The following is a 21236-nucleotide window of genomic DNA, read 5'->3' on the forward strand; positions in this document are numbered from 1 at the left end:
ACCGCGCTCATGCTCCGACCACCCGACGACCGAAGCCACCCGCTGCCGGGCGCGGTCCGAAGCCTCCGCCATGCACCGTCGGCACGCTGAACACGGTACGCCGGAAATTCGTCTCGAGCCGCCCGGAGACATAGCTCCACAGCTGCGCGATCTCCGCCGCCGACTGGCCGCCGGGATCGGCCTCCATCACCGTGCCGCCATCGATCATCGCGGTGGCATAATCGGGGCGCTGGTGGACGGTCACCGGCGCGACGCTGCCATGCTGCGCCAGCGCCACCGCGGCGTCGGCGTTGATCGGGGCATCCGGCGTCGCGGCGTTGATGACGAAGATCAGCGGCTTGCCGGCGCGCTGACACAGATCGACGGTCGCGCCCACCGCGCGCAGGTCGTGCGGCGACGGCCGCGTCGGCACCACGACCAGTTCGGCGACCGCAATGACGCTCTGGATCGCCAGCGTGATCGCCGGCGGCGTGTCGATCATCACCAGCTTGAACCCCTGCTGGCGCAGCATCTCCAGATCCGCCTGGAGCCGCGCCACGACGGTCTGCGCGAAAGCGGGATACGCCGTGGTACGATCGCCCCACCAGTCGGACAACGTGCCGTGCGGATCGATGTCGATGAGGACCACGGGGCCATGCCCGGCGATCTGGGCCTGCACCGCCAGATGCCCGGACAATGTCGTCTTGCCCGAACCACCCTTTTGCGATGCCATCGCGAGAACGCGCATAGGCCCCCTTCAATCTGTGCCGTCAAACCGTAAGCGAACCTGACAGGACAGCGCTAACGGACGGTTAATGTAGCGCTTTGCGCGATGTGGCTTTGCCTGCGCGCCGGTCCGGGGCATGATGCGACCGATATGGTGAAGAGGGTGACGAGCATGCGGAATACCGGTTGGATCGCGGTCGCGTTGCTGGCCAGCCTCGCCGGTGCCGCACCGGCCGGGGCGCAGGCGGTCAAGGCGGGCGTCGATGCCTGGAGCCGCGGCGACTTCGCCGGCGCGGTCGCGCAATGGCGCGGCCCGGCGGTCGCGGGCGATGCCGACGCGCAGTTCAACCTCGGCCAGGCGTATAAGCTCGGCCGCGGCGTGCCGCTCGATCCGGCGCTGGCGGAAAGCTGGTTCCGCAAGGCGGCGCTGCAAGGCCATCCGCAGGCCGAGGACAATTACGGCTTCGCGCTGTTCCAGGCCGGCCGCAAGGCGGAAGCCGCGCCCTGGCTCGAAAAGTCGGTGCGGCGCGGCGAGCCGCGCGGCCAGTTGGTGCTCGGCACGATGCTGTTCAACGGTGACGGCGTGCCCCGCGACTATCCCCGCGCCTATGCGCTGATGACGCTGGCGTCGCAGGCGGGGCTGAAGTCGGCCTCGGAAACGCTGGCGCAGATGGACCAATATATCACGCCCGCCGACCGTCAGCGCGGCACGGCACTGGCGCAGCGCTACGCGACCGAATCGCGCGCCGGGCCGCCCGCCGCCGACCGCGGTGGGATGATGGCGGCCGAGAACACCGCCCCCCGCCGCGGTACCGTTCCGATTGCCACCCCGGCGAAGGCGCCGGCGCGCCCGAAGCCGGCCCCCGCGGACCTGTCGCCCGACCGCCCGGTCGCCGATCGCATCGCGCCGCACGAGAAACGCCCTGCCCCGCCCCGCCCCGCTGCGGCGCCCGCCGGCGGCGCATGGAAGATCCAGCTCGGCGCCTTCAGCACGCAGGCGAACGCGCAGACGCAATGGTCGCGGGTCCGCGGCAAGCTCGGCAGCGCACAGCCGGTCTATGCCAAGGCCGGCACCGTGATCCGCCTGCAAGCGAGCGGCTTCGCATCAAAGGCGGCGGCGCAGAAGGCGTGCGCGGCGGCAGGCGTCGCATGCGTGGTCGTCGCGCCTTAGATCCGATCGACAGCCCTCAGCCCGTCACCCCGGACTTGATCCGGGGTCCCGCTGCGTCCTTTTTATTGCTGTCGGGAAAAAGCGGGACCCCGGGTCAAGCCCGGGGTGACGGAGGAATGGTTCGCGCGGAGGCGCAGAGGACGCAGAGGTGTAGCGCATGGGGTTCAGCGCGATCTTGCCCCCGGCTTCGGCGAGAAAGTCGTCGACGCGGCGAGCGTAACAGCTCTGCGTCCTCCGCGCCTCCGCGCGAACCCGATCGTCGTTTAGACCTTTCGCTTCCGACGATGGTGAATGTCGGGTCCGCCGCAATTCCGCGTGGCGGCCTTTATCCGTCGACCCAGTCGGCGCGCCGATACCCCTGCGCATAGAGGAGCGTCGACAGGTCGCCATGATCGATCCGCGCGCCGGCTGCCGCGGCGACGATCGGCTTGGCGTGATAGGCCACACCCAGCCCCGCCCGCTTGATCATCGCGAGGTCGTTGGCGCCGTCGCCCACCGCAAGCGACAGCGCGGGATCGATGCCGCGCTCGGCGATCCAGGCGAGCAACGTGTCCTCCTTGGTCGCCGACCCGACGATCGGCTTGGCGACTTTGCCGGTCAGCCGACCGTCCTCGATCAGCAGCACGTTGGCGATCGCGCGATCGAAGCCGATCTCTGCGGCGACGGGTTCGGCGAACCGGGTGAAGCCGCCTGACACCAGCACCGCCGCCGCACCCTGCGCGCGCATCGTGCGGACCAGCGCCTTCGCGCCCGGCATGATCCGCACCCGCTCGGCGAGGCATTGCGCGATCACCGCTTCGTCCAGCCCGGCGAGCAAGGCCACACGCGCATCGAGCGCCCCCTCGAAGTCCAGCTCGCCGCGCATCGCCGCCTCGGTCACCGCCGCTACCTCCGCCTTGATGCCGGCATAATCGGCGAGTTCGTCGATGCACTCGACGGTGATCATCGTCGAATCCATGTCGGCGACGATCAGCGCCTTGCGCCGTGTGGCGGTCGGCTGGACGATGACGTCGCTACGGGCGAGAACGCTTTCCAGCGCGCCGCGCGCCGCATCCGCGTCGCCGGCGAAGGCGATATCCGCGGCGACGCCGGGCTCCAGCCACGTCGTCGCGCCCGGTACGCAGCCCGCGGCCGCCAGCCGGTCGGTCGCTACCGACAGGTCGCCTGCGCCGAGCGTTTCGCCTATGAGCGTCGCGGTGAACATGCCTGTCTCCAACCCCAAACCAAGGGTCGCGCTCATCGCAGGCCCCACCGCCAGCGGCAAGTCCGCCGCGGCGATCGCGCTTGCCGAGGCGCACGACGGCGTCGTCATCAACGCCGACGCAAGCCAGGTCTATGCCGATCTCGCCGTCCTCACCGCCCGGCCGAGCGCCGAGGAGACTGCACGCGTACCGCACCGGCTGTTCGGCCATGTCGACGCCGCGGATGCCGGTTATTCCGCCGCGCGCTGGGCCGACGAAGCGCGCGCTGCGATCGCCGCGGCGCAGGCGGCGGGCAAGCTGCCGATCCTCGTCGGCGGCACCGGCCTGTACCTGCGCACGCTGCTCGACGGTATCGCGCCGGTGCCGGAGATCGATCCGGCGATCCGCGTCGCGGTGCGCGCGCTGCCGGTCGCGGAGGCGCATCGCCTGCTCGCCGGCGAGGATGCGGCCGCAGCCGCCCGCCTCGCCCCGGCGGATACGACGCGGGTCGCGCGGGCATTGGAGGTGGTGCGATCGACCGGCCGGCCGCTGGCGGCATGGCAGCACGAGCGCGTCGGCGGGATCGGCGATACGATCACGCTTGCCGCCGCCATCCTGCTGCCCGACCGCGACCGCTTGTTCGAACGGATCGACACGCGGTGCCACGCGATGTTCGACGGCGGCGCGATCGAAGAGGTCGCCGTCCTGCTCGCACGCGACGACGTTCCGGCCGACGCGCCGATCCGCCGGGCGATCGGCGTCCCCCCGATCGCCGCCCTCCTCGCCGGGACGGTCGATCGCCCCGCCGCGGTGGCGCAGGTGCAACTCGACACGCGCCGATATGCCAAGCGGCAGTATACCTGGTTCCGTAATCAACCGCCGGAGAGCTGGCGGTGCGAGACAGATTCAAACGAATTAATCTATTCATTAGCAAGTTTGTTACGCGAAGAGGGTTGACCCGTATCGGACCGGCGGCTAACCGCACCGCAGCATTCCCGTACAGCAACGTTGGAGACAGACCGTGGGCGAAAAGAGCGGAGCAGACATCCTGGTCGAGGCGCTGTGCGATCTCGGCGTGGAGGTCGTGTTCGGCTACCCCGGTGGGGCGGTCTTGCCGATCTATGACGCGATGTTCCGCGCCAATGCGAATGGCGCGCGGCTGAAGCACATCCTCGTCCGCCACGAGCAGGCGGCGACGCATGCGGCGGAGGGCTATGCGCGCTCGACCGGCAAGCCCGGCGTCGTGCTCGTCACCTCGGGTCCCGGCGCGACCAATGCGGTCACCGGCATCACCGACGCGTTGCTCGATTCGATCCCGATGGTCGTCATCACCGGACAGGTGCCAACCGCATTGATCGGCACCGACGCATTTCAGGAGGCGGATACGGTCGGCATCACGCGCCATTGTTCCAAGCACAATTATCTGGTCAAGGACCCGGCGACGCTCGGCGCGACGATCCACGAGGCGTTCCATATCGCCACCTCGGGCCGCCCCGGTCCGGTCGTCGTCGACATCCCCAAGGACGTTCAGGTCGCGACCGCGCGCTACAGCAAGCCCGGCCCGATCCAGCACAAGACGTATCGCCCGCAGGTGAAGGCACCGCAGCCGCAGATCGAGCAGCTCGTCGACATGCTCGCCGCGGCGGAGCGGCCGATACTCTACACCGGCGGGGGGATCATCAATTCGGGTCCCGCGGCGTCGCAATTGCTGCGCGAGCTGGCGCGGATCACCGGTGCGCCGGTGACGTCGACGCTGATGGGCCTCGGCTGTTTCCCCGCCTCGTCCGACCAGTTCCTCGGCATGCTCGGCATGCACGGGACCTATGAGGCGAACATGGCGATGAACCAGGCGGACCTGATCGTCGCGATCGGCAGCCGCTTCGACGACCGCGTCACCGGCCGGCTCGACGCGTTCAGCCCGAACAGCCGCAAGGTCCATATCGATATCGACCGGTCGAGCGTGAACAAGAACGTCCGCGTCGATCTCGCGATCATCGCCGATGCCGGTCACGCCATGGAGGATATGGTCCGCATCTGGAAGGCGCGCCAGCATCCCAAGCCCGATACCGGCGAATGGTGGAACCGGATCGCCGGGTGGCGCGCCAAGAAGAGCCTGAGCTTCCCTGAAAGCGGCGAGGCGATCATGCCGCAGCGCGCCGTCCGCGCCTTGTGGGAGGCGACGCATCGCCGCGACCCGATCATCACCACTGAGGTCGGCCAGCACCAGATGTGGGCCGCACAGCATTTCGGCTTCGAAAAGCCCAACAAATGGCTGACCAGCGGCGGGCTCGGCACGATGGGCTACGGCCTGCCCGCGGCGATCGGCGCGCAGCTCGGCAACCCCAATGCGCTGGTCATCGACATCGCCGGCGAAGCCTCGATCCAGATGAACATCCAGGAGCTCGCCACCGCCTCGCAATACCGGCTGCCGGTCAAGATCTTCATTCTCAACAACGAATATATGGGGATGGTGCGCCAGTGGCAGGAGCTGACCTACGAGAGCCGCTATGCCGAAAGCTATTCGGATTCGCTGCCCGATTTCGTCAGGCTCGGCGAGGCCTATGGCTGGAAGGGCATCCGCATCGACACGATGGGCGAGCTGGACGACGGCATCCAGGCGATGCTCGATCATGACGGCCCGGTGATCGTCGACTGCCGCGTCGCCAAGCTGGCGAACTGCTTCCCGATGATCCCGTCGGGCGCGGCGCATACCGACATGATCCTTCAGGCCAACGAAGTGTCCGGCACGATGGACGACGAGGCCAAGGCCCTCGTCTGACCAAACCAGAACAGACCGTCACCGCGGCTAAAGCTGGGGTTTCGTGCCCCAAGCGCGCGCTCATATAACAGGGAGACCCTGGCCTTTGCCGGGGTGACGATGCGGATGCATATCAAGACCGAAGCTGCCGAACGCCATACGCTGGCGGTGATCGTCGACAACGAGCCGGGCATCCTCGCCCGCATCGCCGGCCTGTTCACCGCACGCGGCTATAATATCGAGAGCCTGACCGTCAGCGAGATCACCGCCGACAAGACGGTCAGCCGCATCACCATCGTCACCAGCGCCTCGCCGGCGACGATGGAACAGATCATCGCGCAGCTCGACCGGCTGGTGCCCGTCCACAAAGTCACCGACCTCACCGCGCAGGGCGCCCACGTCGAGCGCGAACTGGCGCTGATCAAGGTCGCCGGCACCGGCGATCACCGGATCGAGGCGCTGCGCCTCGCCGACGTCTATCGCGCCCGCGTGGTCGATGCGACCACCACCAGCTTCGTCTTCGAGGTGACGGGCTCGATCGAGAAGATCGACAAGTTCGTCGAGCTGATGAGCGAGGTCGGCCTGATCGAGGTCGCCCGCACCGGCATCGTCGCCATTTCGCGCGGCCGCGAGGCGGCCTGAATTTTACCCACCACCCCGTCACCGGCGGTGACGAAAGGAAGAAGCATGAAAGTCTATTACGATCGCGACGCCGATCTGAACCTGATCACCGACAAGAAGATCGCCATCGTCGGCTACGGAAGCCAGGGTCATGCTCACGCGCAGAACCTGCGCGATTCGGGCGTCAAGGACGTCGCGATCGCGCTGCGCGAGGGGTCGGCGACCGCCAAGAAGGCGATCGATGCCGGCTTCGCGGTCAAGTCGAACAAGGAAGCGGCGCAATGGGCCGACATCGTCATGATCCTCGCCCCCGACGAGCATCAGGCGGCGATCTGGGATGCGGACCTCAAGGGCAATATGAAGCCCGGCGCGGCGCTCGCCTTCGCCCATGGCCTCAACGTGCATTTCGGCCTGATCGAGCCGCCCGCGGACATCGACGTCATCATGATCGCCCCCAAGGGCCCGGGCCACACCGTGCGCAGCGAATATGTCCGCGGCGGCGGCGTGCCCTGCCTGATCGCGATCCATCAGGACGCCAGCGGCAACGCGCATGACGTCGCGCTCGCTTATGCCAGCGGCGTCGGCGGCGGTCGTTCGGGAATCATCGAAACCAACTTCCGCGAGGAATGCGAAACCGACCTGTTCGGCGAGCAGGCGGTGCTGTGCGGCGGCATCACCCATCTGATCCAGGCGGGTTTCGAGACGCTGACCGAGGCGGGTTACGCCCCCGAGATGGCCTATTTCGAGTGCCTTCACGAGACCAAGCTGATCGTCGACCTGCTCTATGAGGGCGGCATCGCCAACATGCGCTATTCGATCAGCAACACCGCCGAATATGGCGACATCACCACCGGCCCGCGGATCATCACCGACGAGACCAAGAAGGAGATGAAGCGCGTGCTCGCCGACATCCAGTCGGGCCGTTTCGTCAAGAACTTCGTCCTCGACAACCGCGCCGGCCAGCCCGAGCTGAAGGCGGCGCGCAAGCAGGCCGCCGCGCATCCGATCGAGAAGGTCGGCACCGAGCTGCGCGCGATGATGCCGTGGATCGGCGCCAACAAGCTGGTCGACAAGGACAAGAACTGACGTCGTACAGCTCCTCCCCCGCCAGGGGGAGGGGGACCGCCACGCGTCAGCGTGGTGGTGGAGGGAGAGGATACGGGACGTTTCGACAACGAGGCTCCCGCCTTTCCTCCCCCTCCGTCAGCGCCGCGCGCTGCCACCTCCCCGTGGCGGGCAAGGAATGGTAATTGGAACGATCCGTTTCGGCTTTGCCTCTTCCGATTGTCACAAACCCGTGGTTAAACCTCCGAAACATCTATTCGGAGCTTCCCATGCGCCTCATCCTCGCCGCCGTGCTCGCAACGGCCGCCGTCCCCGCCGTCGCCCAGATCATCCCGACCGCCCCCGGCCAGCCGGGCCAGCCGACCGCGAAGGTGCCGGCCGGCACCTATCAGGTCGATCCCGCGCACACGCAGGTGTCGTGGGAGGTCAACCACATGGGCTTCTCGATCCTCGAAGGCATGTTCGGCGCCGCGAGCGGCTCGATCACCGTCGATCCCGCCAAGCCTGCCGCCGCCAAGGTCGACGTGACGTTCCAGATCGCCGACCTCGCCGTCACCGCGGCGCCATTCGCCAAGCACCTCCAGTCGCCCGACTTCTTCGACGCCGCCAAATATCCGACCGCGCGCTTCGTCTCGACCAGCGTCACGCCGCGCGGCGGCAACAAGGCGACGATCACCGGCAATCTGACGATCAAGGACCAGACCAAGCCGGTGACGATCGACGCGAGCTTCATCGGTGCGGGCGCCAACCCGATGAGCAAGAAGCTCAACTTCGGCTTCAACGGCACCGCGACGATCAAGCGCAGCGACTTCGGCGTCGGCGCCTATGCGCCGGTCGTGTCGGACGAGGTCAAGCTCCACATCCACGCCGCCTTCGCCGCGCAATAACCGGGCCGGCGCGCGACCGGTCAGGCCGCGCGTCGCACCTTGGCGAAACCCGCGAACGTCGCCCGCACCGCCGGGTCGGCGTTCGCGGTGAGCTTGCCGATCCGTTCCAGCGGATCGCCGCCGTCCTCGCCCGGCGCCTGATAGGCCATCGCCCATTCGCCGAACTCGCGTTCCTCGATACGCCGGTTCGACAGCACGACCAGAGCATGATGCCGGGCATCCGCCTGGATGCGCGCGAACGTGGCGTCGACCGTCGCCTCGTCGCCCTCCAGCGCCTGAAGGAAGCGCTTGCCGTCGAAGAACAGCAGGCCCGTCACCCGCGCCCGCGCGTTGTTGCGGCGCGACTGCGCAAGGATCGTCGCAGGATCGACATCTGCCGGTTTTCGCACGCTGCTGATATAGACGAGCTGACGCATCCTAAGCCCTTCAAAACATATGTTAATGAGAGGTTTCGCCGTCTCATCCCGGGCTACCCCGGAGAGGCTTAACGCAGCGTCAACGGCGATGCGACGGGTGGACAAGCCGAACCGCCTCGGCCATGAACCGCTCCGATATGGACCGCACCGCCCTTCTTCTGCGACTTATCCGCCCTTAGGGCGGCGGTTGCTCGTGCACGCTTCCCTAAGGGCCGGATAACGCTTCAGCGCCACCCTGCCGCGTGCGACCCGATGGTCCGCGGCCTCCAGACGGGACCAGTCATGCTCCGCGATCCTTCGACCAAATACCGTGCCTTCCCGACCATCGACCTGCCCGACCGGCAATGGCCGTCGCGCGTCATCACCCGCGCGCCGCGCTGGCTGTCCACCGACCTGCGCGACGGCAACCAGGCGCTCATCGACCCGATGGACGCCGAGAAGAAGACGCGCTTGTTCGACCTGCTCGTCAAGGTCGGCCTCAAGGAGATCGAGGTCGGCTTCCCCTCGGCGGGCGCCACCGAGTTCGATTTCATCAGCGGGCTGGTGAAGACCGGCCGCATCCCCGACGACGTGTTCGTGCAGGTGCTCACCCAGTCGCGCCGCGACCTGATCGAGACCAGCTTCGCCAGCCTCGACGGCGCGAAACAGGCGATCGTCCATCTCTACAACGCGGTGTCGCCGGCGTGGCGCAAGATCGTGTTCGGCATGACCCGCGACGAGGTGAAGCGGATCGCGATCGAGGGCGTCAAGGTGCTGCGCGACGAAGCCGCCAAGCGCCCCGACACCGACTGGCGCTTCGAATACAGCCCCGAGACCTTCTCGACCGCCGAACTCGATTTCTCGCTCGAGGTCTGCGCCGCAGTGATGGACGTGCTCCAGCCGACCGCGGACAGACCGATCATCTTCAACCTGCCCGCGACGGTCGAATGCGCGACGCCCAACGTCTATGCCGACCAGATCGAATGGTTCGGCCGCAACATCCCCAATCGCGACGCGGTGGTGATCTCGCTCCACACGCACAACGATCGCGGCACCGGCGTCGCCGCGGCGGAACTGGGACTGATGGCGGGGGCCGACCGCGTCGAGGGCTGCCTGCTCGGCAATGGCGAGCGTACCGGCAATTGCGACCTCGTGACCGTCGCGCTCAACATGTACACGCAGGGCGTGGCGCCGGGCCTCGACCTGTCGGACATCGACGGCATCGTCAACACGATCAATTATTGCACCAATATCCCGGTGCATCCGCGCACGCCCTATGCCGGCGATCTGGTGTTCACCGCCTTTTCGGGCAGCCATCAGGACGCGATCAAGAAGGGGTTCGCCGCACAGGCCGCGCGCAATGACGAATTGTGGGAGGTCCCGTATCTGCCGATCGATCCCGCCGATCTCGGCCGCAGCTACGAGGCGGTGATCCGCGTCAATTCGCAAAGCGGCAAGGGCGGCGTCGCCTGGGTGATCGAGCAGGACAAGGGGCTGAAGCTGCCCAAGCGCTTGCAGGCGGATTTCAGCCGTCACGTCCAGGCGCTGGCCGACGAGACCAGCCGCGAACTCGGCGCCGCCGACATCTGGGGCCGGTTCGAGGCGACCTATCTGCCGCGTCCGACCGACCGGTTCGTGCTGCGCGATTATGACGAGAGCGGCAGCGCGGGCGACCGGCTGTTCGTCGGCCGGGTCGCGGTCGACGGCGAGGAGCGGTCGATCTCGGGCCGCGGCAACGGCCTGATCTCGGGCGTGATCGCCGCGCTCGGCGAGACCGGGCCGGCGCTCGACGTGGTGGATTACAGCGAGCATGCGATCGGTCACGGCGCCGACGCGCAGGCGGCCGCCTATGTCGAATGCCGCACCGCCGACGGACGCATCGTGTTCGGCGTCGGTATGGATACCGACATCGCCACCGCCAGCGTCCGCGCGGTGCTGAGCGCCGCCAACCGCGCCTGACCGCGCCGCCGCCCGCGGGGGTCGGCGCATGCGGTGCCGGACGACATGGACAACATGGACACCTGAATGGAAACGATCCACCCCGATCGTTTCCATTCCTGCACCTATCGCGTCACCGAGTCGCGCGCCGGGTGCGGCGAGGATCGCCTAGCGCCGGAAATATATCGTTCGGCATCAAGCCGATGAGAAAGAGCCGGAGAGGATATTAGCCTTGCCGCAGCATGTAGGACAGGCCGTAGTTGCTTGTCTCGCACGGTGCGTTAGTCTGGCGCGGGTTCGAAGGTCTTGCTGCTGGAGAAGCGCATCATGCTGATGATCGTCGCACTGGCGCTCGCCACGCCGCAGGTCTGTACCGACGTGGCGAAGGTCTGCCGCGCGTGCACCGCCAAGGACGGCAAGACGGTGTGTTCGGACATCGGCATCGCCTGCCAGCCGAAGCTGCGGACCTGCCGGCCGCGGAAGGGGCCGGAGATGCGGGCCAAGACCCCGCGCGTGCGTTGAGGGCGGTTGACGACGATGGTGCTGATCCCGTCTCTCCGGCTCATGCGGAGGCGACAAGGATATCGTGTCGCCTCAAGCCCATCTCCTAGCCGCAGGGTAGACCCTAGAACAAGTCCGGGGTGACGGTGTGGGTATGAAGAATATTTTTGCTACAATACGGATAAGTACCTGTTTTTCAGTGGGGCGATCAAGTCATTCTTATTACTCGTGGAATACTCATTCTCTAAAATCATTGCGCAAATCTCCACAAACCGATAGCTTCCCTCCACTAAAGTCCGGAGCGTCACATGGCCCGTGCGTTTCTCGTTGTCGACATCCAGAACGACTATTTTCCGGGCGGCGTGCTGCCGTTGTGGGAGCCGGAGGCGGTCGAGGCGAGGATCGTTGCGGCGATCGGGCGGGCGCGGGCGCAGGGGGATCGGGTGATCCTCGTCCGGCACGAATCGGCGGCTGCCGCCGGGCCGTTCGTGCGGGGCAGCGCCGGGGCCGAGATCCGTCCCGCGATCCTCGCCGCCGCGGGAGACGCTCCGGTCGTCGTCAAGCAGCATGCCGATGCGTTTCAGGATACCGATCTCGCGCAGCATCTGACGGGGATCGACGCGCTGATCGTCGGGGGCATGATGATGCAGAATTGCGTGGTGTTCACCGCGCTGTCGCGCGCGGCCGAGGGGTTGCGGGTGCAGGTGGTGGGCGATCTCTGCACCGCGCCGATCGAGGTCGTACACCGGATCGCGCTCGGCGCGCTGGAATCGAAGACGATCGTCAGCAGCGCGGCCGACGTCTGGCTCTGAGCCTTTCGGGGACGGGAGGTGCGGGGTCAGCGGGTGCGGACGATCTCGCAGCCGACTGCGGCGTCCGGATAGACGTCGGGCTTGAGCGAGCGGACGCGGACCTCGCGGACGCGCGGGTCGGCGAGGCAGAGCGTGGCGATCGCCTCGACCAACGTCTCCTGCAACGCGAAGCCGGGGCCGGCGGCCATCGCGAGGATGCCGTCGCGCAGGAAGTCATAGTCGAGCACCTCGTCGATGCCGTCGGCGCCCGGCGGCGCGGGATAAGCGACCGTCATCCACACCGACAGGCGGACGCGCTGCGGCGCCGCCTCGTGCGGGTGGATGCCGAGGCGCATCGCGACCTCGAGCCCGTCGAGGATCGTGGTATAATCAGCCATCGCGTCCCTCGAACATCACGTCGCCGTCGCGGCGCAGGAAACGCTGGCCGCAATCGACGTAGAGCGTCTGGCCGGTGACGCTGCGCGCGTCGAGCAGATAGACCACCGCCCCGGCGACCGCCGCCGCGCCGACCGGGCGACGCAGCAGATTGTCGGCGGCGACGGCGGCGAAATCCGCCTCGCTCTGGTCGCCGCTCGGCAGGGTGATGCCCGGTGCGACTGCATTGACGCGGACCTTGGGCGCCAGCGCCTGCGCGAGCATCTCGGTCGCGCCGGCCAGCGCGTATTTGCTGAGCGAGTAACTGAAGAAATCGGGATTGGGATTGGCGAGCTTCTGGTCGAGCAGGTTGACCACCGCGCCGTCGGCGAGGTCGTCCTGCGCGGCGAGTGCGGCGGCGAGCATCGCCGGGGTCACTGCGTTGATCGCGTGGAGCCGTGCCGCCAGCGCGGGGTCGATCGCCTCGGGCCGGTCGTAGGCGAAGAGCGAGGCGCTGTTGACCAGTGCCGCGATCGGCCCGCCGGCGGCGTCGCGGGCGCGGGCGAACAGCGCGGCGGCGCCTGCGGGATCGGCGAGGTCGCCGTGCACGGCCGCGCCGCCCAGGTCCGCCGCCAGCGCCTGCGCCTCGGCGGCGGAGGCGCCGTAATGCACCACCACGCGCCAGCCGGCGGCGGCGCAGGCGCGCGCGATCGCCGCGCCGAGCCGCTTCGCGCCACCGGTGACGAGGACGGTGCGGGTCAGCATCCCATCAGCGCCAGCACTTCCTTGCGGCTGCGGTCGTCGTCGCGGAACACGCCCATCATCCGGCTGGTCACCATCGACACGCCCGGCGTGCGGACGCCGCGCGCGGTCATGCAGGCGTGGCTCGCCTCGATCACCACCGCGACCCCCTGCGGCTTGAGATTGTCCCAGATGCAGTCGGCGACCTCTGCGGTAAGCCGTTCCTGCACCTGCAACCGGCGGGCGAAGCCGTGCAGCACGCGGGCGAGCTTGCTGATCCCGACGACATGGTCGCGCGGCAGATAGGCGATGTGCGCCTTGCCGATGATCGGCGCCATATGGTGTTCGCAATGCGATTGGAACGGAATGTCCTTGAGCAGCACGATCTCGTCATAGCCGCCGACCTCCTCGAACACGCGCGACAAATGGCGGGCGGGATCGTCGGCATAGCCGGCGCAATATTCCTTCCACGCCTTGGCGACGCGGCGCGGCGTGTCGATCAGCCCTTCGCGGCCGGGATCGTCGCCGGCCCAGCGGATCAGCGTGCGGATCGCCTCGGCGACCTCGGTGGGGACGACCGGCGCGTCGCCGGTTGCGGCGGTGGTGCCCTCGTCCGGCGCGTCGTGCTGATCGGTCATGCTGCGTTCCTTGATCCTGCCGCCGGTGGTGGCATCGGCCTGTCATAAGTTCGTTTCGGCAACGCGTCCAACCGCCCCGCCGCAGCGCGTGCAACCCTTTGCCGCATCCGCGCGCTGTTGCGGGCGTAACGAACGGAGAGAGACGATGGCGGACCTCAAGAAGGGCGACGACGTGACCTGGAACAGCCATGGCGGCACCGCGCACGGCACGGTCCAGAAGAAGCAGACGAGCGACACCGAGATCAAGGGCCATACCGTCCGCGCATCGAAGGACGACCCCCAATATATCGTAGAGAGTGACAACGGGGGAAAGGCAGCGCACAAGGCGACCGCGCTGAAGAAAGCGTAACGTTTAGAGCACCCGGGATCGACCGGGTGCGAGCAGGAAGGAATGCGATGGCTACGACTACCAAGACCGGCGGCATCCACGCGCCCGTTCAGCCCTCCCCGGAGCTGGGCGCGATCGTCGGCAACGAGAAGCTGCCGCGCAGCCAGGTGATCAGCAAGGTGTGGGAATATATCAAGTCCAACAACCTGCAGAACCCTGAGAACAAGCGCGAAATCCTTGCAGACGACAAGCTGCAGAAGGTGTTCGGCCGCGACAAGTGCACGATGTTCGAGATGAACAAGTACATTTCGCAGCACGTGAAGGCCTGAACCCCACACGACTTTCGATCGGGAGCATCGCGCCACTTGCGGCCGGCGATGCTCCCGACGTCAATAACAAGCGATCGATCGGGATGAGCCGCGGTGCGCCGCGGCGCCGGCTCAGCGCGAGCGGGCCGGCATGAACGGCAGCGCGATCGCCGAGGCGATGATCATCACCACCCCGACCAGCACATAGAGCCAGAAGGCGAGCGGCTTGATTCGCGATCCGCCGAGCGCGGGCGAATCGGCCTTGGCCGGCGCCGGCGCGCTGATCGTCTGGCTGATCATATTCATCCCCAAGTGGCTGATCCGGCTGCCGACGTAGCAGCGGATTGTTGCCGGCATTTTGCAGTCCGGGCGATCGCCCCCCGGCGACCCCAGCGGGCGCGCTATGCGCCGCACGACGGCCGGATGCAAGCCGGGCCGATCCGGACCGATGGCGTCACACCGCGGCGGGATCGACGATGACGGGAATGGTGACCCCGGCGCGATTCGAACGCGCGACCTACAGATTAGGAATCTGGCGCTCTATCCGGCTGAGCTACGGGGCCACTGTGCGTCTGATACCGGGCGGCGCCCGGCGGGTCCAGCGGCTCAATTGGTCTTTTCGGGCGGCACCACCGGGCAGAGCAACGGCGCCACCGGCACGCCGTCCGCGACCAGCGCCTTCGCCTCGGCGAGGCTGGCCTGGCCATGGATCGGGCGGACGACCTCGTCGCCGTCGTGCATCGCGCGCGCCCGCGTCGCGAAGTCGCCGCCGACCCAGGACGAGGTGGCGAGCGTCCTGGCCTGGTCGGCGGCGATCTCACGCAGCGCCGCCTTGATCGCCGCGGCCGGCGGCAGATCGGCGCGGCGGTTGCCCTTGGCCGGAATGCTCGGCGCCATCAGCGCCTTGGCGACCGCGGTGTCGCCGCACATGGGACAGGCGAGCAGCCCCGCCGCCGCCTGCGCATCATAGGCCGCGCTCGACGCGAACCACGCCTCGAAGACGTGATCCAGCCCGCAGCGCAGGTCGAAGACGATCACGCGCGGGTGACCGGCGGGATCGCGCGGGCATGGTCGAGCACCGGGATACGGGCGCGGACATCGGCGACGCGCGCCGGGTCGATCTCGGCGAGCCCCAGCCCGCGCGCCTCGCCCATGTCGAGCAGCACGTCGCCCCACGGATCGATAACCAGCGAATGGCCGTAGGTGGTGCGGCCATCCGCATGCGCACCGGCCTGCGCCGCGGCAACGACGAAACAGCCGGTCTCGATCGCGCGGGCGCGCATCAGCGCATGCCAATGCGCCGCGCCGGTTGGGCGGGTGAAGGCCGCGGGGATCGCGAGCATCTGCGCGCCCGCCGCGGCGAGCGCGGCATAAAGCGCGGGAAAGCGCAGGTCGTAGCAGATCGACAGGCCCATCGGCCCGACCGGCGTATCGACCACCACCGCGGCGTCACCGGGCGCATAGGCCGCGGATTCGCGCCAGCTTTCGCCGGTCGGCAGGTCGACGTCGAACAAATGGAGCTTGTCGTAGCGCGCGCGGATCTCGCCCGCGGCATCGATGACGAAGCTGCGGTTGGCGTAGCGGCCATCGTCGCGACGCACCGCCAGCGAGCCGACATGCACCCACAGGCCGGCGACCGCGGCGGTCTCGCGGACGCTGGCGAGCACCGGATCGTCGGCCTCGGCGTGGATCGACGCGGCGGCACGCGCGCGGTCGCGATCGATCAGCCCCGCCATCTCGGGCAGGAACACCATGCCGGCGCCGTTGGCGGCCGCGGCGGTGATGCCGTGGCGCATGTCCGCGGCATTGACGGCGGGATCGATCCCGCTCGTCATCTGCAGCAGCGCGATCCTCATGCGGCGAGCAGCGGGTCCAATCCTCCGCGCGCGTTGAGCGCGGCGAGATCGTCCGAGCCGCCGATATGCGTGCCGTCGATGAACACCTGCGGCACGGTGGTGCGGCCGTTGGCGCGCTGGATCATCTCCTGCCGCTGCGGCCCGCCGAGCGAGATGTCATGTTCCTGCGGCGCAACGCCCTTGGATGCCAGCAACGCCATCGCGCGCGTGCAATAGGGACAATATGCCTTGGTGTAGATTTCGACCTTTGCCATGGGCTTGAGGTGTGGGCTGAGGACCGGCTTGTCAATCGCCCGCCGCCCCCGAGCCGACCACCCGTGCCCAGCACAGCACCACCACCGCGGCGGCCCCGGCGCGCAGCAGCGCCTGCGTACAGGCGGCGGCGGTGGCGCCGCTGGTATAGACGTCGTCGACCAGCGCGATCGTCCGGCCCGCCACCCGCGCCGGATCGGGCACCGCGAACGCGCCGGCGACCGCCTGCCGCCGACGACCGCGACCGAGCGCGCGCAGCGGCACCGTGGCGCGGCGGCGGACCAGCGCGAACGGATCGTGCGCGATGCCGGTGCGCCGCCGGACCGCGGCGGCGATCAGCGCCGCCTGATTGAAACCGCGGCTCCACAATCGCCAGCGGTGCAACGGCACCGGCACGAGCAGGTCGATGCCGGGCGGCAGCGTCGGCGCCATCCGCTCCGCCATCGTCGCGGCGATACCAATCCGGCCGCCATATTTCAGCTTGAGCGCCAGCCGCCGCGCCACTGGTCCATAAGCGACGGCGGCGCGGATGCCGGCATGGCGCGGCGGATCGGCGAGGCAGGCGGCGCAGCGTGCGTCGGCGCCGCGGTCATGCGCGAACGGCCGGCTGCATGCGGCGCACCACGGTGGGGTCAGCCAGCGCAACCCGCCCCAGCATGTCGCGCAGAAACGGTGGTCGGCGGCGACCGGCGTCCCGCAGCCGGGGCAGCGCGGCGGCAGCGCCGCGCCGGCGATCGGACCGAGCAGCAACGCCAGCGCCCGGCGGCCGCGCGCCGCGATCGCTGTCAGCCCGCCCGCGCCGATCGTCCGCATGCCCGCTTGTCGCGCACCGCCGCAACAGGCACAAGCCGGGCGGTGAACGCCAATGCCATCTTCGACCGCCCTGCCCGCCGCCTGCGCCGCGACCGCGCCGCCGACGGCTATCCCGACCACGCCTTCCTGCGCGACGTCATGGTCGAGGGGCTGCTCGAACGGCTCGACGCGGTGAAGCGCGCATTCACCGACGTGCTCGACATCGGCGTGCCCGACCGCAGCATCGTCGTTCCCGGTGCGCGGATCGCACGCGTCGATCCCGGTTTCCGCTTCGCGCAGGCCGCCGGCGGCGTGCAGGGCGACGAGGAGCGGCTGCCGTTCGCCGACGGCAGTTTCGATGCGGTGCTGAGCGCGGGCGTGCTCGATCAGGTCAACGATTTGCCGGGCGCGCTGACGCTGATCCGGCGGGTGCTGCGGCCCGACGGACTGTTCCTCGGCGCGTTCCTCGGCGGCGGCAGCCTGCCCGCGCTGCGCGCGGCGCTGCGCATCGCGGAAGGCGAGCGGCCGGCGGCGCGGCTGCATCCGCAGATCGACGTGCGGTCCGCGGGCGACCTGCTGATGCGCGCCGGCTTCGCGCTGCCGGTCGCCGATATCGAGACGTTCGACGTCCGCTATGCGAGCTTCGGCCGGCTGCTCGACGATTTGCGGGGCATGGCGGCGAGTAACATCCTGATCGGTCGCTCGGCGATGACGCGCGGCACGCTGGCGCGGACCGCGGCGGCGTTCGCGGCGGCGGCGGGGCCGGACGGGCGGACCACGGAGCGCTTCTCGATCGTCTTCCTCACCGGCTGGGCGCCCGACGCCTCGCAACCCAAGCCGGCGCGACGCGGCAGCGCCACCTCGTCGCTGGCCGCCGCACTGCGCGTGCCGTCTTCGCCGCCAAAGGCCGATTAGACATTTAGGGCTCAGTCGAATTCCTCCCCCGCCAGGGGGAGGTGGCGCGGCGAAGCCGTGACGGAGGGGGAGGACACGGAACCGAGGTCGTCGCTTACCTCCCCCTCCGTCATGCCTTCGGCATGCCACCTCCCCCTGGCGGGGGAGGAATTGGATGGGTCGATCCGGCCGAACGGGGGAGAGCAGTGTTCACGCGGAGGCGCGGAGGTGTTGCGCTTGCCGCGCTAGCGGCTCTTCCCATCGGCGATGCGATGACAGCGCCACGCAGCCCCACGCGATTCCTCTCAGCGCCTCCGCGCCTCCGCGCGAACACAGCCTTTCTTCTGCATTCTTCCCCGGTTGGTGCCGAGCTTGTCGAAACACCGTGAGACTCAGGGCGAACCCCAAGACGGTCTCGACGGCCTGTGCCTACAAGCCCCTTATCTCAAACCCTTCCCGCCTCGCGGGCGTGGATCAGCCCGGCTTCGAGACCGCGCAGTTCGGCGAGACCGCGCAGGCGGCCGATCAGCGAATAGCCGGGGTTGGTACTTTTGTGCAGGTCGTCGACCATCTGGTGGCCGTGGTCGGGGCGCATCGGCAGTGCGCGGCCGGTCCGTTGTTGCAGATCGACCACCGCCGCGACGATTCCCGCCATGTCGGCGTCGCCGCGGAGATGCCCGGCCTCGTGGAACGCACCATCCGGCTCGCGTTGCACCGAGCGGAGGTGGAGGAAGCCGATACGCTCGCCCAGGCGCCGGACCATCCCGGGTAGATCGTTGTCGGCGCGCACGCCGAGCGAACCGCTGCAGAAGCACAGGCCGTTGGCCGGCGACGGCACCGCGGCGAACAGCGCGGTGACGTCCGCTTCGGTGCTGACCACCCGCGGCAGGCCGAAGATCGGGAACGGCGGATCGTCGGGATGGACGACGAGCCGGATCCCCTCGGCCTCGGCGATCGGACAGACCGCCGCGAGGAAGGCGATGTGGTTGGCGCGCAACCGGTCGGCGTCGATCGCGGTATAGCTGCCGATCCGGCGCAGCAGCTCGGCCGAAGTGAAGCTTTCCTCACTGCCCGGCAGGCCGGCGATGATCGTCCGTTCCAGCCGGTGGCGGCCCGCCTCGTCCAGCGCGGCGAAGCGCTGCGCCGCCGCGGCGACAACCGCGGGGGAATAGTCCGCCTCCGCACCCGGTCGGCGCAGGAGATGGAGGTCGTAGGCGGCGAGCGCGTGCAGCTCGAAGCGCAGCGCGCGGGCGCCATCGGGCAATTCCCAGCCGAGGTCGGTCCGCGTCCAGTCGAGCAACGGCATGAAATTGTAGGTCACCACATCGATGCCATGCGCGGCGAGGCGGCGAAGGCTGATCGCATAGGCCTCGATCAGGCGATCCCAGTCCGCCGACCGGGTCTTGATCCCCTCGGCGACGGGCAGGCTCTCGACCACCGTCCAGTCGAGGCCGGCGTCCTCGATGATCCGCTTGCGGGCGGCGATCGCATCGTCGGGCCAGGCGTCGCCGTTGGGGATGTCGTGCAGCGCGGTGACCACCCCGGTCGCGCCGGCCTGCCGGATCGCGGCGAGCGGCACCGGATCGTTCGGGCCAAACCACCGCATGGTCTGGGTCATCATCATCGTCGCCGCCATCCCCGTCTTGATTGGTTGGGGTGACTAGCAGCGCGATGATTGGTCTGACAACATAGAAGCGTGCGGTTTGCCGCTTTGCATCAGGCGGCGGGCAAGGCGCCGTAGCGCCGGCGCGTGCTGGCGAGCGAGCGGCGCACCTCCTCGACCGCGAGTTCCTCGGTGCGGAACAGCAGATGATCCATCACCGCCGACAGATGCGCACGCATCGCGGCGCGGGCTGCATTGGCATCGCGCGCGCGGAGCGCGTCGATGATCGCGGCATGTTCCTCGACCACCGGGCGCACCTTGGCATTGCGCGCCTTGGCGTGGAGCAACGCGCATTCGGGCGAGGTCGAGCGCAGATGCCACAGATCCTCGATCGTGCGCAGCACGCCGGCGTTGCGGGTGGCGGCAGCGATGGTCAGGTGGAAATCGCGATCCGCCTCCTCGGTCACCTCGGGCAGCAGGTTTTCGGTGGCCATCGCTGCGACCAGCGCATCGAGCCGGTCGATCTGGTCGTCGGTGACGTGCAACGCCGCGAGTGCCGCCGCCTCGCCCTCGAACATCAGCCGCACCTCGGTGAGTTCGAACGCGGTGATCGCGAAGCCGGGTTCCTCGCCCTGACCGGGCAGGCGGCAGACATAGGCGCCCGAGCCGACGCGGACTTCGATGAACCCCTGCACTTCCAGCGCGATCAGCGCCTCGCGCACCGCCGGGCGGCTGGCGCCATATTCGATCGCGAGTTCGCGTTCGGCGGGCAGGCGGTCGCCGATCGCGAACGCGCCCGAGGCGAGCTGGTCGAACAGCTTGCGGGCGAGGCGCTGATACAGGCGATCGTTGGTGGCGCTCTCCTTGCCGAGATCGACCTTCGAAGGGCGGCGGATGGTCGGCTTGGGCATCGGACTTACCAATTAAAGCGGGCTGAGCGTCCTCATTACTACGAGAGGCAAGCGTATGGAAAGGCCGCGCTGCACGCGATTCGAACCGGAACCGGTCAGACGAGCATCCCGCCGTCGGCATCTCGCGCCAGGATGCGGCCCATCGCCTCGAACAGCGCGTCCATCGCGACCGGCTTGAACAGCACTTCGTCCGCACCCGCGGCGATGCAGCGCTCGCGCAGGTCGAGCGCGGTGTCGGCGGTGATGACGATGATCGGCACCGCCGCCTTGCCGTCGGGCCGTGCGCGGATGTGGCCGATCGCGGTGATGCCGTCCATGCCGGGCATGCGCAGGTCGATCAGCAGCATGTCGAAATCCTGCGCGTCGATCGCGCTCAGTCCATCCTCCGCGCTTTCCGCCTCCATCATCGTGACCCCCGCGACATCGAGCATGTCCCTGACGACGCGGCGGTTCATCCGGTCGTCTTCGATGAACAGGACGTTCATCGGGAGGGCTGCGGGGTCGGTGGGATCAGCGATGGCATGC

The 21236-nt window shown here is 68.5% G+C and carries 26 protein-coding genes and 1 tRNA gene; 12 read left to right on the forward strand and 15 right to left on the reverse strand.

Features of this window, described 5'->3' with window-relative positions; genetic code table 11:
- Positions 1 to 7 precede the first annotated feature (7 nt).
- Positions 8 to 727, reverse strand: coding sequence for an AAA family ATPase (locus tag ACLBWH_RS17675; protein ID WP_447800164.1), 720 nt, complete (start codon positions 725 to 727; stop codon positions 8 to 10).
- A 150-nt stretch (positions 728 to 877) separates the two neighbouring features.
- Here ACLBWH_RS17675 and ACLBWH_RS17680 point away from each other — a divergent pair, with 150 nt between their 5' ends.
- Positions 878 to 1876: an SPOR domain-containing protein gene (locus ACLBWH_RS17680; protein ID WP_447800165.1), complete on the forward strand. Its 999-nt coding sequence runs from the start codon at positions 878 to 880 to the stop codon at positions 1874 to 1876.
- Between the two features lie 325 nt (positions 1877 to 2201).
- On the opposite strand, the gene serB is transcribed toward ACLBWH_RS17680, so the two are convergent.
- Positions 2202 to 3080 carry a phosphoserine phosphatase SerB gene (gene serB / locus ACLBWH_RS17685; protein ID WP_447800167.1) on the reverse strand — a complete coding sequence of 293 codons (879 nt, stop codon included), beginning with the start codon at positions 3078 to 3080 and terminating at the stop codon, positions 2202 to 2204.
- On the opposite strand from serB, the gene miaA reads away from it, so the two are divergent.
- From miaA to ACLBWH_RS17710, 5 genes are all read left to right on the forward strand, one after another.
- Positions 3079 to 4014: a tRNA (adenosine(37)-N6)-dimethylallyltransferase MiaA gene (miaA, locus tag ACLBWH_RS17690; protein WP_447800223.1), complete on the forward strand. Its 936-nt coding sequence runs from the start codon at positions 3079 to 3081 to the stop codon at positions 4012 to 4014. The genes serB and miaA overlap by 2 nt on opposite strands.
- 64 nt (positions 4015 to 4078) lie before the next feature.
- Positions 4079 to 5836 carry a biosynthetic-type acetolactate synthase large subunit gene (gene ilvB / locus ACLBWH_RS17695; RefSeq protein WP_447800168.1) on the forward strand — a complete coding sequence of 586 codons (1758 nt, stop codon included), beginning with the start codon at positions 4079 to 4081 and terminating at the stop codon, positions 5834 to 5836.
- A 105-nt stretch (positions 5837 to 5941) separates the two neighbouring features.
- A complete protein-coding gene (gene ilvN, locus ACLBWH_RS17700) occupies positions 5942 to 6457 on the forward strand; it encodes an acetolactate synthase small subunit (protein ID WP_322849018.1) in 516 nt (171 codons plus the stop codon).
- A gap of 45 nt (positions 6458 to 6502) precedes the next feature.
- Positions 6503 to 7522, forward strand: coding sequence for a ketol-acid reductoisomerase (gene ilvC, locus ACLBWH_RS17705; protein WP_447800170.1), 1020 nt, complete (start codon positions 6503 to 6505; stop codon positions 7520 to 7522).
- 248 nt (positions 7523 to 7770) lie between these two features.
- Complete coding sequence (locus ACLBWH_RS17710) at positions 7771 to 8388, forward strand: YceI family protein (protein WP_322849016.1); 618 nt, start codon at positions 7771 to 7773, stop codon at positions 8386 to 8388.
- A gap of 20 nt (positions 8389 to 8408) precedes the next feature.
- On the opposite strand, the gene ACLBWH_RS17715 is transcribed toward ACLBWH_RS17710, so the two are convergent.
- Positions 8409 to 8804: a BLUF domain-containing protein gene (locus tag ACLBWH_RS17715; RefSeq protein ID WP_447800171.1), complete on the reverse strand. Its 396-nt coding sequence runs from the start codon at positions 8802 to 8804 to the stop codon at positions 8409 to 8411.
- A gap of 282 nt (positions 8805 to 9086) precedes the next feature.
- Here ACLBWH_RS17715 and leuA point away from each other — a divergent pair, with 282 nt between their 5' ends.
- The 3 genes from leuA to ACLBWH_RS17730 all read left to right on the forward strand — a co-directional run bounded on the left by leuA (position 9087) and on the right by ACLBWH_RS17730 (position 12034).
- Positions 9087 to 10742 carry a 2-isopropylmalate synthase gene (gene leuA / locus ACLBWH_RS17720; protein ID WP_447800172.1) on the forward strand — a complete coding sequence of 552 codons (1656 nt, stop codon included), beginning with the start codon at positions 9087 to 9089 and terminating at the stop codon, positions 10740 to 10742.
- A 285-nt stretch (positions 10743 to 11027) separates the two neighbouring features.
- Entirely contained in the window at positions 11028 to 11243 is a 216-nt protein-coding gene (locus tag ACLBWH_RS17725) for a hypothetical protein (RefSeq protein ID WP_447800173.1), read from the forward strand.
- 287 nt (positions 11244 to 11530) lie between these two features.
- Entirely contained in the window at positions 11531 to 12034 is a 504-nt protein-coding gene (locus ACLBWH_RS17730) for an isochorismatase family protein (RefSeq protein WP_447800175.1), read from the forward strand.
- Between the two features lie 26 nt (positions 12035 to 12060).
- Here the strand turns inward: ACLBWH_RS17730 and ACLBWH_RS17735 are convergent, their stop codons facing one another.
- The 3 genes from ACLBWH_RS17735 to folE are packed head-to-tail and all read right to left on the reverse strand — an operon-like array spanning position 12061 to position 13767.
- Positions 12061 to 12411, reverse strand: a complete 351-nt coding sequence (locus ACLBWH_RS17735; RefSeq protein WP_322849010.1) for a dihydroneopterin aldolase — start codon at positions 12409 to 12411, stop codon at positions 12061 to 12063.
- The gene (locus ACLBWH_RS17740; protein ID WP_447800176.1) at positions 12404 to 13153 is read right to left on the reverse strand and encodes an SDR family oxidoreductase; all 750 of its coding nucleotides are present in this window, start codon (positions 13151 to 13153) and stop codon (positions 12404 to 12406) included. Before ACLBWH_RS17740 ends, ACLBWH_RS17735 begins: the two co-directional genes overlap by 8 nt.
- Positions 13147 to 13767 carry a GTP cyclohydrolase I FolE gene (folE, locus tag ACLBWH_RS17745; RefSeq protein ID WP_322849008.1) on the reverse strand — a complete coding sequence of 207 codons (621 nt, stop codon included), beginning with the start codon at positions 13765 to 13767 and terminating at the stop codon, positions 13147 to 13149. Before folE ends, ACLBWH_RS17740 begins: the two co-directional genes overlap by 7 nt.
- A 145-nt stretch (positions 13768 to 13912) precedes the next feature.
- Between folE and ACLBWH_RS17750 the strand changes: the two genes are divergently transcribed.
- Both ACLBWH_RS17750 and ACLBWH_RS17755 read left to right on the forward strand, forming a co-directional pair.
- On the forward strand, positions 13913 to 14116 hold the full coding sequence (locus tag ACLBWH_RS17750; protein WP_322849007.1) for a hypervirulence associated TUDOR domain-containing protein: 204 nt from the start codon (positions 13913 to 13915) through the stop codon (positions 14114 to 14116).
- A gap of 47 nt (positions 14117 to 14163) precedes the next feature.
- Positions 14164 to 14424 (forward strand): SWIB/MDM2 domain-containing protein, encoded by a 261-nt coding sequence (locus ACLBWH_RS17755; RefSeq protein ID WP_038661921.1) that lies wholly within the window; start codon positions 14164 to 14166, stop codon positions 14422 to 14424.
- Positions 14425 to 14535: 111 nt separating this feature from the next.
- On the opposite strand, the gene ACLBWH_RS17760 is transcribed toward ACLBWH_RS17755, so the two are convergent.
- The 6 genes from ACLBWH_RS17760 to ACLBWH_RS17785 all read right to left on the reverse strand — a co-directional run bounded on the left by ACLBWH_RS17760 (position 14536) and on the right by ACLBWH_RS17785 (position 17324).
- Positions 14536 to 14760, reverse strand: coding sequence for a hypothetical protein (locus ACLBWH_RS17760; protein WP_447800178.1), 225 nt, complete (start codon positions 14758 to 14760; stop codon positions 14536 to 14538).
- A 129-nt stretch (positions 14761 to 14889) separates the two neighbouring features.
- Positions 14890 to 14966: transfer RNA gene (locus tag ACLBWH_RS17765), tRNA-Arg, on the reverse strand.
- A gap of 43 nt (positions 14967 to 15009) precedes the next feature.
- The gene (locus ACLBWH_RS17770) at positions 15010 to 15441 is read right to left on the reverse strand and encodes a DUF1178 family protein (protein WP_322849004.1); all 432 of its coding nucleotides are present in this window, start codon (positions 15439 to 15441) and stop codon (positions 15010 to 15012) included.
- A complete protein-coding gene (locus ACLBWH_RS17775) occupies positions 15438 to 16259 on the reverse strand; it encodes a carbon-nitrogen hydrolase family protein (RefSeq protein WP_322849003.1) in 822 nt (273 codons plus the stop codon). The genes ACLBWH_RS17770 and ACLBWH_RS17775 overlap by 4 nt, the downstream gene beginning before the upstream one ends.
- The gene (gene grxC / locus ACLBWH_RS17780; protein WP_322849002.1) at positions 16256 to 16513 is read right to left on the reverse strand and encodes a glutaredoxin 3; all 258 of its coding nucleotides are present in this window, start codon (positions 16511 to 16513) and stop codon (positions 16256 to 16258) included. Before grxC ends, ACLBWH_RS17775 begins: the two co-directional genes overlap by 4 nt.
- A gap of 31 nt (positions 16514 to 16544) precedes the next feature.
- Positions 16545 to 17324 (reverse strand): double zinc ribbon domain-containing protein, encoded by a 780-nt coding sequence (locus ACLBWH_RS17785; protein WP_447800179.1) that lies wholly within the window; start codon positions 17322 to 17324, stop codon positions 16545 to 16547.
- Positions 17325 to 17366: 42 nt separating this feature from the next.
- Between ACLBWH_RS17785 and ACLBWH_RS17790 the strand changes: the two genes are divergently transcribed.
- The gene (locus ACLBWH_RS17790) at positions 17367 to 18218 is read left to right on the forward strand and encodes a class I SAM-dependent methyltransferase (protein ID WP_447800181.1); all 852 of its coding nucleotides are present in this window, start codon (positions 17367 to 17369) and stop codon (positions 18216 to 18218) included.
- Positions 18219 to 18642: 424 nt separating this feature from the next.
- Here the strand turns inward: ACLBWH_RS17790 and uxuA are convergent, their stop codons facing one another.
- From uxuA to ACLBWH_RS17805, 3 genes are all read right to left on the reverse strand, one after another.
- Positions 18643 to 19818 carry a mannonate dehydratase gene (gene uxuA / locus ACLBWH_RS17795; RefSeq protein ID WP_447800182.1) on the reverse strand — a complete coding sequence of 392 codons (1176 nt, stop codon included), beginning with the start codon at positions 19816 to 19818 and terminating at the stop codon, positions 18643 to 18645.
- A gap of 95 nt (positions 19819 to 19913) precedes the next feature.
- Complete coding sequence (locus ACLBWH_RS17800) at positions 19914 to 20711, reverse strand: FadR/GntR family transcriptional regulator (RefSeq protein WP_447800183.1); 798 nt, start codon at positions 20709 to 20711, stop codon at positions 19914 to 19916.
- A gap of 95 nt (positions 20712 to 20806) precedes the next feature.
- Entirely contained in the window at positions 20807 to 21196 is a 390-nt protein-coding gene (locus tag ACLBWH_RS17805; RefSeq protein ID WP_322848997.1) for a response regulator, read from the reverse strand.
- Between the last annotated feature and the right edge of the window lie 40 nt (positions 21197 to 21236).

The sequence above is a fragment of the Sphingomonas sp. M6A6_1c genome, from assembly GCF_053345135.1.